The sequence below is a fragment of the Streptomyces sp. NPDC056987 genome (assembly GCF_042673865.1).
In the GTDB taxonomy this organism is placed as follows: Bacteria; Actinomycetota; Actinomycetes; order Streptomycetales; family Streptomycetaceae; genus Streptomyces.
This window is the reverse complement of sequence record NZ_JBHURV010000019.1, coordinates 1-11606: the sequence shown is the minus strand read 5'-3', so window position 1 is coordinate 11606 and position 11606 is coordinate 1. Positions and strand designations below refer to the sequence as shown.

10 protein-coding genes are annotated in these 11606 nt (G+C 68.2%); 2 read left to right on the top strand and 8 right to left on the bottom strand.

From position 1 onward, the window contains the following. Positions 1-433: 433 nt before the first annotated feature. Positions 434-1408: a MarR family transcriptional regulator gene (locus ACFTZC_RS21875; RefSeq protein ID WP_382892164.1), complete on the top strand. Its 975-nt coding sequence runs from the start codon at positions 434-436 to the stop codon at positions 1406-1408. A gap of 565 nt (positions 1409-1973) precedes the next feature. Here ACFTZC_RS21875 and ACFTZC_RS21870 read toward each other — a convergent pair. From ACFTZC_RS21870 to ACFTZC_RS21850, 5 genes are all read right to left on the bottom strand, one after another. Further along, a complete protein-coding gene (locus tag ACFTZC_RS21870; protein WP_382892163.1) occupies positions 1974-2303 on the bottom strand; it encodes a MazG-like family protein in 330 nt (109 codons plus the stop codon). Positions 2304-2329: 26 nt separating this feature from the next. Further along, entirely contained in the window at positions 2330-3652 is a 1323-nt protein-coding gene (locus tag ACFTZC_RS21865; RefSeq protein ID WP_382892161.1) for a UDP-glucose dehydrogenase family protein, read from the bottom strand. A gap of 108 nt (positions 3653-3760) precedes the next feature. Continuing rightward, the gene (locus ACFTZC_RS21860) at positions 3761-4993 is read right to left on the bottom strand and encodes a hypothetical protein (RefSeq protein ID WP_382892404.1); all 1233 of its coding nucleotides are present in this window, start codon (positions 4991-4993) and stop codon (positions 3761-3763) included. A 301-nt stretch (positions 4994-5294) separates the two neighbouring features. Then, positions 5295-5513 (bottom strand): hypothetical protein, encoded by a 219-nt coding sequence (locus tag ACFTZC_RS21855; protein ID WP_382892159.1) that lies wholly within the window; start codon positions 5511-5513, stop codon positions 5295-5297. 283 nt (positions 5514-5796) lie between these two features. Then, positions 5797-7026, bottom strand: coding sequence for a helix-turn-helix domain-containing protein (locus tag ACFTZC_RS21850; protein ID WP_382892157.1), 1230 nt, complete (start codon positions 7024-7026; stop codon positions 5797-5799). 300 nt (positions 7027-7326) lie between these two features. On the opposite strand from ACFTZC_RS21850, the gene ACFTZC_RS21845 reads away from it, so the two are divergent. Further along, complete coding sequence (locus tag ACFTZC_RS21845; RefSeq protein ID WP_382892155.1) at positions 7327-8169, top strand: DUF1932 domain-containing protein; 843 nt, start codon at positions 7327-7329, stop codon at positions 8167-8169. 32 nt (positions 8170-8201) lie between these two features. Here the strand turns inward: ACFTZC_RS21845 and ACFTZC_RS21840 are convergent, their stop codons facing one another. From ACFTZC_RS21840 to ACFTZC_RS21830, 3 genes are all read right to left on the bottom strand, one after another. After that, positions 8202-9902, bottom strand: coding sequence for a relaxase/mobilization nuclease domain-containing protein (locus tag ACFTZC_RS21840; RefSeq protein ID WP_382892153.1), 1701 nt, complete (start codon positions 9900-9902; stop codon positions 8202-8204). After that, on the bottom strand, positions 9899-10423 hold the full coding sequence (mobC, locus tag ACFTZC_RS21835; protein ID WP_382892151.1) for a plasmid mobilization relaxosome protein MobC: 525 nt from the start codon (positions 10421-10423) through the stop codon (positions 9899-9901). Before mobC ends, ACFTZC_RS21840 begins: the two co-directional genes overlap by 4 nt. Before the next feature lie 214 nt (positions 10424-10637). Continuing rightward, positions 10638-11435: a DUF2637 domain-containing protein gene (locus tag ACFTZC_RS21830; protein ID WP_382892150.1), complete on the bottom strand. Its 798-nt coding sequence runs from the start codon at positions 11433-11435 to the stop codon at positions 10638-10640. Positions 11436-11606 lie beyond the last annotated feature (171 nt).

Below are 11606 nucleotides of genomic sequence, written 5' to 3'. Positions count from 1 at the left end.
ACGGTGACCCAGAAGGGTCCAGACAGAAAAGCCCCCGGACGGTTGGCCTGGGGCTCTTTCGTGGAGCGGGTGACGAGAATCGAACTCGCGCTCTGAGCTTGGGAATCACCGATCTTGGCCTCGCCACCCCATCTCTGACCAGCGGAAACGACTACCAGAGCGGACCCTGGGGATCGGCCGACCATCCGCTGTTGACCGTCGTTCCCCGCCCTACCTGGCACGCGTCTGGCACGACCTGTCGGTGCCTGAGTGCTCGGTCTAGGCGTCAAGGGTGCGTCCGCACGCGGGATCGTAGCCGTGGAGTCTGGCTTATCAACTCCGTGGTGATGTACGCCAGTCCCGCGCTGGGCAGGAGTAGGGTGCGAGTCGGTTGCGCTGTCAGTGGCTCATGTCAGACTCGTCTCGCTGGGGTGGAGCTGGTCTTGGAGGGGTCTTGCCTGAGTCCGACGAGCACAAATTTCTCTCGGGTCGCACGATTGACCTGCTGAGCGACATGTCGCAAGCAGGGTTGTACGGGTTCAAGGAGTCTGACCGGAAGAAGTTCGACTTCACATGCAACTTGGTTCGCGATTGGTCTCGCCTGATCAGCGGGCAGACTTTGTGGAAGCATTCCGAAGGGATCGACAAAGACCTTCGGATGCTGCTAGCCGATGAAGAGTCCAAAGTCACCCTTTATGTGGCGCGTGACACAATGAAGAATCGCCGGGTCGTTCAAGAGATTGTTGACGACACGAAGAGAACTCCCATGCGGCCACGCCTGGACCGATTGCGCACCATTTGGGTCACGTCCGATTTCGATTCCGACCTTGAGGATCATCGCGACATGGTTTCGGGCATACTCAAAGAGAGGCTGACAAAGGACCTGCTCCTCTCGGTCATCCTTGGGGGGATCTCGGCGCGCGACTTCCAGGAAGTTGTCGCACGCAGCGGAATCCCTGGGCTGAATCTGGCAGTGATCGAGGCGATCGGACGGGACGGCTTCTTCAACATGCCTGACCTGGCCAAGAGGCTTTCGCTGTCACCCACGACCGTTCGCAACAGAGTCCATATCCTGTCAGCCTCAGGGCTTCTGGATAAGCCGAAAATGCACGCACAGATGTACGCGGTTTCGACCAAGGGGAAGGTGATCCTGGACGTCTGCCGCTCGCTGGCGCTCGCTGCGGAGCCGGAGAACGGACTCACATCTGAGTTGATTTACGTTCTGGAGGTTCTGGGATTCGAGTTCACGGATGAACCGATCCCCTTGGGCCTTGAATCACTTGCAGGGTTTGATGAGGGCCCTTCCCCTCGGGGGCTCTTCAAAGATCTAGTGATTCAGTCGGTGCAGGCGACCGAGAATTTTGGGATTGATTGGCAAGGTCCGTTCTTCGAGCTGGGTGATCGCGAAGGCTCCCATTCGCTGAACTGAGAGCCGAGAGCAGCGCCCGGCCTCAGCCAGCACAGACCTCTTCTATCTCCCATCCCGTCCGCCGTCGGCCCACACGTATGTGGAGCGGACGCGGTGTCGGGCGTCCAGGTGGAGCGCGCCATTGTACGAACGACCTGGACGCCCGGCGCCGTGTCTGCTCGGCTCGCCCTGGGCCGACAGTGGAAGGGATGGGAGTTCCCCGCCTCAACCATCCACGGCCGGCACCCGCGCGCGGCCCCCGCCATCCCAGAGCCTGAGGCCCCCGCCGGAGGCATGCCGGTGAGTGATGGAATCGACGGCCCGTGTGGGCTCAACTCATGCCCTTGGGCCTACCCGCCTTGCAGGGGCGGGCGTCGGCGCAGCGGGGGCGGAGCGGGCCGAAGGCAGGAGCGTCGCCCCGAGCGGAGCCGGGAAGCCCGCCCGGCGGAGCGGAGCGCAGCCGGGTGCTTGATGAAGTAGGGAAAGTTCTACCGCGCTGGGAGCAGGTGCCTGCCGCAGCTTGTGTGTCTGATGTGGCCGTCGACTTCGCTCGCCGGGAGCGGTCGACGGCCACGTCCGGAGGCCGTCAGGCTGTAGCAGCGGCCTCGCGACCCCTGCGCGTCCGACGGTGGAGGATTTCGTCGAAGGTGGCGCGGGCGCCCGTGGGGTCGATGTAGTGCATGGCCAGGAGGGCTGCGATGACGGCGCCGACCAGGTCGTTCTGGACCTCGGACCAGGTGTGGTCGTCGCCGCAGGTGGTGAGGCCCTTCAGGCCGTGGAGGGCGTGCATCGCCTCGCCGGCTTCCTCGGCGACCTTACCGACCTGGAGGGCTTTGAGCTCTTCGTCGGGGAGGTGGGCGCCGGCCGCTCGGCAGACGGCGGAGAGCTTCTCGATGTTGTCCCACAGGGTGTCCACGTCGGACCTCCGATCGATGGGTTCGGCTATTCCTGTGCGGGTCGTCCGAGCTGGCGTACGGTCCATCCGGCAATGCGCCAGGCGTCGGCGTCGATGAGGTTGCGGAGGTCGACGAGGACCTGGTCCGCGACCAGTGGAGCGAGGGCCTTGGGGTCGGCCTCGCGGAAGTGGGGCCATTCGGTGGCCAGGACGATCAACTCGGCTGCCGCGACGGAGCTTTCGAGGCTTTCGCAGTAGTCGAGTTCGGGGTGGCGGCGCAGGGCTGTGGGCACGGCGTGCGGGTCGTGGATGGTGACGGTCGCGCCGCGCTGGTGCATGAGCGCGGCGATCGCCAGGGCCGGGGATTCGCGGACGTCGTCGGTTCCGGCCTTGAAGGAGGCGCCCCAGACGGTGATGCGTACGCCGTCGACGGGTCGGCCGAGTGCCTGCTCGATGAGCTTCAGTGCGGCGGTGGGGCGGGATTCGTTGACCTCTTCCGCCGCGCGCAGCATGGTCGCTGCCTCGTTGGCGCCCAGGGTGCGGGCGGAGGCGGTGAAGGCGCGGACGTCCTTCGGGAGGCAGCCGCCGCCGTAGCCGGGGCCGGCGTTCAGGCCGCCGCGGCCGATGCGGGGGTCCAGGCCGATGGCCTCGGTGAGCTGCTGGACGTCGGCTCCGGCGGCGGTGCACATGTCGGCCACGCCGTTGATGAAGGAGATCTTCATGCCGAGGTAGGCGTTGGCGGCGCCCTTGATGAGTTCGGCGGTGGCGGGGTCGGTCACGAACAGCGGAATGCCGTTCGCCAGAAGGGGTGCGTAGACCTGGCGTACGGCGTCCTCCGCGTGGGCCGAGGGGACACCGACGACGATGCGGTCGGGGCGCAGGGTGTCGTCGATGGCATGGCCCTCGCGCAGGAACTCGGGGTTCCAGACAACCTCCACGTCCTCACCGGCCGGGGAGAGCCGGGCGAGGAGAGCGCCGAGGTCGCGGGAGGTGCCGACGGTGACCGTGGACTTGCCGATGATGACGGTCGGGCGGGTCAGGTGCGGGGCGAGGGCGCGGGCGGCGCCGAAGACCTGTCCGGTGTCGTAGCTTCGTCCGTCCGCGTCGATGGGCGTGCCCACGGCCAGGAAGTGGATGTCGGCGAACTCGGCTGCCTCGGCGAGGCTGGTGGTGAACCGCAGGCGTCCGGTGGCGGTGTGGGTGCTGAGGAGTTCGGGCAGGCCGTCCTCGTAGATGGGGCACTCGCCGGCGTTGAGGCGGTCGATCTTCGCCTGGTCCAGGTCCACGCCGATGACCTCGTGGCCGATCTCGGCCATGGCAGCGGCGTGGGGAATGCCCAGGTGACCACAACCGATGACGGATACGCGCATGGGGTCGACGCTCCTTTCCTTGCCTCTCGCCCGCCCAGAGGAGTCCGGGCCGGCCGGGTGCGTCACGCTAGCGCCAACACCCGGCATGGCCCTCTTCGTGCAGGTGAATCAACCAGCTTGCTGCCTCAGCAGGTTGACGAGGGCGGGTAGCGCCTCGGCGGCGGTTGCCCGGCACACCAGGTCGCCGTCCTGGGGCCCTTCCAGGGGGTAGGGCAGGAACTGGCCGTCGCGCCAGAAACCCTCCGGGTCCAGGTAGACGACCTGCATGCCGCGAGCGCGGGCGCGCGCCTGGACCTTGCGGCGGTCGGCGTGCAGGCCGACGACGAGAAGGGCCTTGGCGCCGTCCACCCACTCGACATCGGGTACGGCCTGGTCGTACCGGCGCATGAAGCACTCGTCGAGCCCGGCGCGCGCCGCGAGCACGTCGAAGTTGTTGGTGATGACCGGACCGACGAGGTGCCCGGCGTCCTTCAGTTCCTTCAGCGCCCACATGGCCGGAGTCGGTTCGGCCAGGAAGCAGGTACGGAACATCTCCACGAACTCCGCCGTCTTCTCCTCCGGCTCCGTCAACACCTCGTGGAGGAGCGTGTCAGCTGTCGGGGAGAGGGTGAAGCGGTGTTCCCGAGGCTCGTGGCCCTGGCGGTCGGTGACCCGGTAGATCTCGTGAAGCCGGTGCAGGGGCGGAATACCCGCCTCGACCGACGTACCGCATCCGATCTCCACCTGAAACGGTTGCAGGTCCGCGAGGACGGACAGGTCCGGGACGCGGGTCGGCGTACCGGGGCGGTCTTTGCACCGGATTCCAGTGGAGAGGACGTTCCATGGCAACTGCCGGACCGAAGGCGGCGGTGCGTAGGACACCGAGGCGATCTGGACGTCCAGGCTCCGGTAGCCGACGGGGAGGGTACGGCCCTCCGCCGCGTCCTGGGGGTGGACGCCGTGTTCGGTGATCCGGCACTTCAGATCCCGCCGTGTCCATAAGAATCCGCCGGGGGCCTCTTTCCAGCCGCCGGTGGCGAGCGAGTCCCACAGGGCGTCGTGGTGCGCGTCGATCTCGTCCGCTGGAGCGGTAGCGGAGTGGTAGAGGTACAGGTCGGTCAGGCCGATGGCCGGCGCGGCGGTGGTGGGGACCAGGCCGTACCGGTAGCGGTAGTGGATGATCCGCCGCCGGGCGTCGTCGTCGGCCGTCCAGCCGCTCTGTTCGGCCGTGGCCTTCTCCTGCGTACGGCGCCAGATGCCTTCCTCGATGTAGCGGGGCCGGTCGGCGTCGCCGAAATAGGTCTTCCAGACCTGCTGTTGGTCGGGGGTGAGCTGGTCGATGACGATGTACGGGATGTCCATGATCTCTCCCTGGAGAATCACGCCTGGATGTTCCGGTGCATGGCAGCCTCCGTTGGCCGGGAAGGTGGGGTGAACGACCGGACAGCGGAGCGGAGTCAGCGGTCGGAGGGCGGGCTCGCGTCCGTTGAGACGGCGGCGGGCTGGTGACCGAGGCCGTTGAGGAGCGGGACGGCCTGCTCACGCAGTGCCCAGGCCGGGCCCACCAGGCCGGCGACCGCCAGAAGCGTGAGCGCGATGCCTCCGCCTTCGGGGCGTACGGAGCGCGGCGCGGCTTTTCGGGCGTGGCGGCGCCGAGCCCCATTCACGAGGTGCCGCCGAGGGCCCGTCTGTGTGCGTCGACGAGGCGGCTGGTCTGCTGGTGCAGCCACTCCACCTCGGCAGAGGTGAGGATGAGCGCGCCATCGAGGGTCGAGCCGTCATCCAAGTGGAACTCGATGGGAACCGATCCCTGCCGGGCACGCGGGTCGTAGACCGCGTCCCGTCCGGCCGCGAGCGTGGCGTGGGTGGCCCTCACCGGCACGGGACTGAGCGTCGTCCCGTTGGCGGACGCGGACCACGGGGCCCCGCCCCCGGGCGGACGCAGGTGGTACGTCGTAGCAGAGCCCTCACCGGGGAGAGCGACCACGACCCCGACACGGCCATCGCGAGCGCTGTCCGTTGCGAGGTCGCCGAGCCGTGGAACGAACGGTGCTGCCGTACCTAACTCGGCTCCCTGCGAGGGAAGATGAGAAGAGCGTGGTCGCGTCATGCCCCGAAGTTAGAGACAGGACAGGCCTCGAATATGAGCCGGAGGAATACGACCCCTATCCGTCCAGGTGAAAGCGGTCGGACATGTGCCGCAGCTTCTCCCTCGTGGCTGCTCGTTCCGCGTAGACGATGCTGCGCAGCGTTGAACGGGCGATGGGGTGGTTCCGTACGAGCTGCGGCGCGATCCGCTCAGCCGTCTCCAGCTCGGTGAGGGCCTTTGCCCGGTTCCCGTCCCACAGCCAGGCCCGTGCGACGTCCATGTGGTGGTGACCCTGACGGGAGTTGGGCAGTGCGCCGACCAAGCTCGGGCTGGTGCGGCGGTTTATCTCCAGAGCTTTGCCCTGCTCGCCCATTTCCAGGGCCACGCTGATCGCGTGGATCTGCACGTTTCCGGCGGAGAACGTCAGCGAATGCCGGTCGTACACCGGTGCCCCGACGTACGCGTCCATGCGTTCAGCCGCGTCCTTCGCATGTCCGATCCGGTCCTCCGCTTCCGATGGACGGTTGGCCCGAGCGGCGGAGATGGCCGCCCGAAGCTGAAGCGTGCCCCAGGCCCGCACGGCAAGTGGATCACCATGCTCGTACGGCTGTTGCACCGAGGCGATCGCCTTGTCCGAGAGGGTCAGAGCGTCGGTCCAGTCAGCGGTCGCCCACATGTCCCAGACGCGCATCCAGTCGGCGACGGCAGGCAGCACCGGGTCTCCCGACAACCTGGCAAACCATGCGGCCCGTTCGCACGCCATGGCCACCAGCTCCGGGTGTCCGAGGGCGTGCGCGGCGGTGTGCGCGAACTTGCAGCACACGGCGTAAATGGCATACGCCTCTTCCCGCTCGTGCCCGTCCGAGTCCTCCGCCAGGGCGCGCGCTTCCCGGAACAGGTCCGGGAGAACTCGGAGGATCGCGACGTTGGAGGCGGTGTCCCGCAGGCGGTGTAGCCGGGTCACCTCACGCCATAGCTGTGAGGCCGGTCGGGGATCCCCGTCGAAGACGGGAACGAGGTCGTAGCGACGCAGCTCGCGCAGGATCGACGAGGCGGCGATCTGCCACTGGCTGTCGTCGGGGGAGCTGCTGTACGGGCGTCCGATCAGGTCGTTCGGATGGACGTGCAGCTCTGCGGCCACCTGGTTGAGCAGGCCGACCCGGTCCAGCTCGATCAGTCCACGCTCCATCTTCGACACCCAGCCCTGCGACTTCCCGAGGGCCGTCGCCAGGTCGGCCTGCGGCATGCCCAGTCGCAGCCTCGCCCTGCGAGCGCGTTTGCCGATCTCCTCGGCTTCCTCCAGCATCAGGACACCTCCCAGCCGCCGGACGATCCGGCGCGACCGCCGGTCTGTCCGTACAGAGTTCGTCTCCTGCACGGTACCCATGACGCGGCTTCAGCGTGAGACGAGCTGCAAGGACAGTCGGGGCCGCGGCCCGTGTACCGCTGTCCCGTCCTGAACGGCGAGTCCGAGACCGGAGGCACTTCTGTCCGCCATCAGCGCCCGGACTGCCATCAGGCATTGAGCCCGAAGCCGCTGGCGCCGAGCGACAGCGGATCATGAGGATGAGGAACATTCCACGTCGCGCACCGCCGGAGGCAGCCAGTGATCACCGTGACCGTCCTCCACCCTGGAACCATGGGCGCGGCGATCACCGCCGAGCTCGTCGCCGGCGGCCATGAGGCGCTGTCGGTGACCAAGGGCCGCAGTGAGAACACCTGGCTCCGCGGGAGGGAGGCTGGTGCCACGCCCTGCGACTCGCTTGCGGAAGCGCTGTCCCGAAGCGCAGTCGTTCTCTCAGTCTGCCCACCGCAGGCGGCGGAGGACGTTGCGGCGGCGGTGGCCGCGCACGGCTTCGCGGGGGTGTATGCCGATGTCAACGCCATCAGCCCTCAACGCGTACGGCGCATCGCCGACGAGATCCGCCCCGGCTCCGCAGTCGTCGACGGAGCCGTTTTCGGTCAGCCGCCAGGCGAGGGGCGTGCCACACGGCTCTATCTCGCAGGGGCCGATTCTGCCGTCGAGCTGGTGGCGTCGCTGTTCACGGACTCTGTGCTGCACGTGCGCCGCGTCGGGGACACACCCGGTTCCGCTTCCGCTCTGAAGATGGCCTTTGCCAGCTACCAGAAGGCCGCCCGCACCCTCGCCGGCATCGCTCACGCGCTCGCCGACGCCCATGGAGTCGGTGCCCAGCTCACGGCCGAAGCCGAGATCATGATCTCCGCGATCCTGTCCGATCCGGAGTACCTGCCGAGCGTGGCAGCCCGAGCCTGGCGCTGGGCACCTGAGATGGAAGAGGCCGCCGATACTCTCCGCGCGGCTGACCTGCCCCCGGACATGGCCGAGGCCACGGCTCGGGTACTCGCTTTCTGGGAGCAGGACAAGGACCAGTACGACTTGCCGGTCGTGCACACCCTCTCCCAGCTCCGTTCAGAAAAGAGCCGTTGATTCGTTCACGCTGAGGGGTAGCCGCTGGACGATCACCTCCGCCGAGGGCGAGACGCGGGAATGGTGGGTGGGGCCGTCGCCGCAGGTTCGGGCGAGGGCACGTGGCGTAGTCCGGTGCTGCGAGCTTGTGCCGCCAGAGCTCGTCGACTGGGAGCCGGCCTCTGCGAGAGCCGATGTACGCGCCAGGTGATGGTGCGTGCCGGGGAGCGTGCGTCGTCGAGGGCTCGTTCTTCTGCTGCCTGCTGCAACAGGCGTTTGGGGTCGTGGCCCGCTGCCTCTGCTTCGGCCAATGCGGTGGTGAGCGCATGCGAGGCAGAGTCGGCGAGAATCTGGTCGGCGTGCGCCGGGGCGGCCTGGCGGATGAGCCGGATGTATTGGTCCGCAAGATTCTGGGGCGGTCGGCGCTGTCCGAGGACCAGCAGGGGCGTGGCTGCCGAAAGGCCGTAGGCGGACTGGAGGTGGAGCAGGCTCTTGTGGGCTGCGGCGACCTGTTGCTCGTGCTCTCGTCGGTCGTGCCAGCGTGCGGCGGCGATGACGGCGAGGAGCGCCGCGTCGAGGAACATCGCCAAGGCTGCTCCGTCCTTCGGCGCCGGCTCGCGAAGTATCGCCTTGACCGCGCCGCGTAGGGCACGAGCGTGGTGGTGCTCGGCGCGGACGCGCGAACGGGTCGCGCGCTCGAAAGCTGAGGCCGCTGAGCGGAGTTCGGTACGCATGTTCGGCGGTGCGGTGAGAGCTACGGCGTCGAGCGCTTCGCCGAAGGCGGCGAGGTGGGCCTGGGCGGCTTCGGCGTTCGGCTGGTCTAGGTGGTGGGGGATGCGCTCGGTGGCTGCGGTGGCTTGATGCCATGGGTGCGGCCTGAGGCGCCCCTCGGCGGACGATGGAACCTCTGCTGCGGCGAGACGGCTCTGGATCTTCGGGAGGGAGAGATCCGGCGCCAGCGTGGAACCGGAGAACCACACCGGTTCCGCTTTGGCGTTCCGGTCGTTCTCCAGGGCGACCTTGTAGCCGCGTGGTTCTCCTGAGGGGAAGTGCAGGACCTCGACGAGGACTCCCTTGGTGTGGGTGAGCAGACCGAGGAACTCGTCGGTATCGGTGGCGGCAGCCGCCGCTGTGCGGACCACGGTCCGCAGGCGTTCGCGGGCAGCCTTGGCCTGGCCGTTTCGCAGGGCCTTCTCCCGTTCGGCGCGCTGGGGCCGTTTGGCGGCGGTGCGGTCACCGCGGATGACCCGTTGCAGCCCGTATTCCTTCTCGATGAGTGCGAGTTCGCGGTCAGCGGTGAGGTAGTCGTTCCAGTGACGTGCTGAGCGGAGGTCACCTCGTACCTTCGTGGCGGCGATGTGGATGTGATCGGGGGCGTGGCGTACGGCGATCCAGCGGCAGCCGTCCGGGTCGTCCGCCGGTGCGATGCCGGTGGCCGCGACGACGCGACGGGCGATGTCCGCCCACTCGCCGTCTTCGAGGATGCGGTCACCGGGTGCCGCGCGGAGAGAGCAGTGCCACACGTGCTGCTTCGGGGCGCGGCCCAGTCGATCAGCTTGCTTGACGCGCAGGTCGATGTCGTCGACGAGCTGCTTCCTGGCCGCCGTGCTGTCGTCGGCGCGGCCTGGGTCGGGGGCGTAGCCGTCCCAGGAAGTGACGAGGTGGGGGTCGGTGTGTTCGTTGGCGCGGCCTGGTCCGTAGAGGTAGCGGATAAGGCCGGCCGTGCTCTTGCCGCTGCTGATCTTGGCGATCATCGGTGGCTCCTTGTGGCGACGGCTTGGTTGGTGGCCTCCGCAATGTGGCGGACGGCAGTGCCGACCGCGGCGAGGGTGCGTTCGGCCTGGGCCAGGGTGGAGGTGTCGCCGGAGTGAGGGAGGTCGCCGGAGTTGAGCTTCCTGGCGATCTGGTTGATGTTGTGGCCGATCTTGGCGACCTCGCCACGGAGCGTGGTGAGTTCGTCGACGTAGTCGTCGAGCGGGGTGCGCTGACCGGGCAAGGAGAGGTCCCCGTCGAGGTGGGCCATGACGACGGCACCGACGTAGTGGGCGGCGGCGATGTTCAGCGAGCGGGCCTTGGCGACGATGTCCGCCGTCTCTTCGGTGCTGTAGCGGACATCGACGCGCGCGGTGCGCTGGGTCTCGTTGCGGTCGCGGCGGCGGGCGACGCGGTGGAGCGCGGCGGCTTCGGAGGCGCGCGGTTGCGGCACGGCAGCGCTGGAGGTGTCGATGGGCTGATCCTGCTCGGGCGCCCCCTGGTGCCCGAGACCCTCCGCCACCCCCGGGGCGGAGGAACCTGCGTTGGACCGGCCCTTGGACGGTCCAACGCCATACCTTGCTCCGCCTGGGGCTGGGGTGGAGGTCAGGTGCCGAGAGGCGTGGGGGAGGGGGTGTGTGGACTGTTCGTGCATGAAGGGCTCTCTGACCGTACGAAGGGGAAGCCGTGCTCGCCCCGGCGATTCCGAGGCGAGCAGTTGGCGGGAGGGCGCGGGCCTACGCCGTGGTGCGGGCTTGGTCGAGCTCGGCCTGGAGGAGGTTCTTGACCTCGTCCAGGCGGGACCGCCCGATGCCGAGTCCCTTGGCGTGGACGGCCGCCTCGATGTGGCGGCGAGAGATTTGGCCCCCACGTCCCGTGGGGGCCGTACGTCCGATCTCCACTGCCTGCTCGAAGGTGGCGCTCGGTCGGCCGCGACGTTTGCCACGTGGCTTGGTGTGCTGAGACACGGACACCGCAGGGGCATTGGCCACATCGGCGTCGGGCACCGGGGCCGGTGTGGGGGTCACCCCGTCTTCGGGAGAGGTGGCTCCGTCGTTGTGCGGTTCGGGGTGGGGCTCCGTTCGCGTGGGTCGGCGTTGGACGAGGAGGTAGAGGTGGACGGCTCCGGCCAGGGCGAGCGGGGCGATGGCTGAGATGGCCCCGACGGTGAGGTCGTCGAGAGCGAGTGCGCTGCGCCGGTTCTGCTGGTTGAGGCGGATGGAGTGCAGGACGTTGGCCCAGATGCTGGTGGCGGTGGCGATGCCGACCAGTGCCGAGACGTAGAGGCGGGCGGACAAGGGCGCGGTCCGTAGGACGAGCAGGGAGCCGATCCCGATGGCGATGAACCCGTCGATGACGAGCGGGAAGGCGTAGGTGAGCGCGGGATGGATGTGGCTGGCGGCGGCCATCTGACGCAAGGCGTCGTAGGAAAGCGCGAAGGCGGCCACGGCCAGCAGCGCGACACCGGTGCGGATGGCCGGCGCCAAGGGCGGCAGCGCGGTCGACGGTCCTGCGGCGAGAGTGGGTGAAGGCAAGGGGGAGTGCTCCAAGAGGTGCGAGGTTCGGCCCAGGGGCGCGAGGACCCGTCACGACATGTCGCATGCCTGGTCGGGGCAGATGCGGGTGCGGCGGTGACGTCGAGACGACTCGTCACCGGATCTCGACCTGTCACCGCCTTGACCTGCGCGGAGACGAGTCGTGACGGG

Excerpts from the sequence above, each read along its gene's own strand:
- ACFTZC_RS21865 (WP_382892161.1), bottom strand. The coding sequence starts at position 3,652 with ATGCGCGTATCCGTCATCGGTTGTGGTCACCTGGGCATTCCCCACGCC.
- ACFTZC_RS21860 (WP_382892404.1), bottom strand. The coding sequence starts at position 4,993 with ATGGACATCCCGTACATCGTCATCGACCAGCTCACCCCCGACCAACAG.
- ACFTZC_RS21850 (WP_382892157.1), bottom strand. The coding sequence starts at position 7,026 with ATGCTGGAGGAAGCCGAGGAGATCGGCAAACGCGCTCGCAGGGCGAGG.
- ACFTZC_RS21840 (WP_382892153.1), bottom strand. The coding sequence starts at position 9,902 with ATGATCGCCAAGATCAGCAGCGGCAAGAGCACGGCCGGCCTTATCCGC.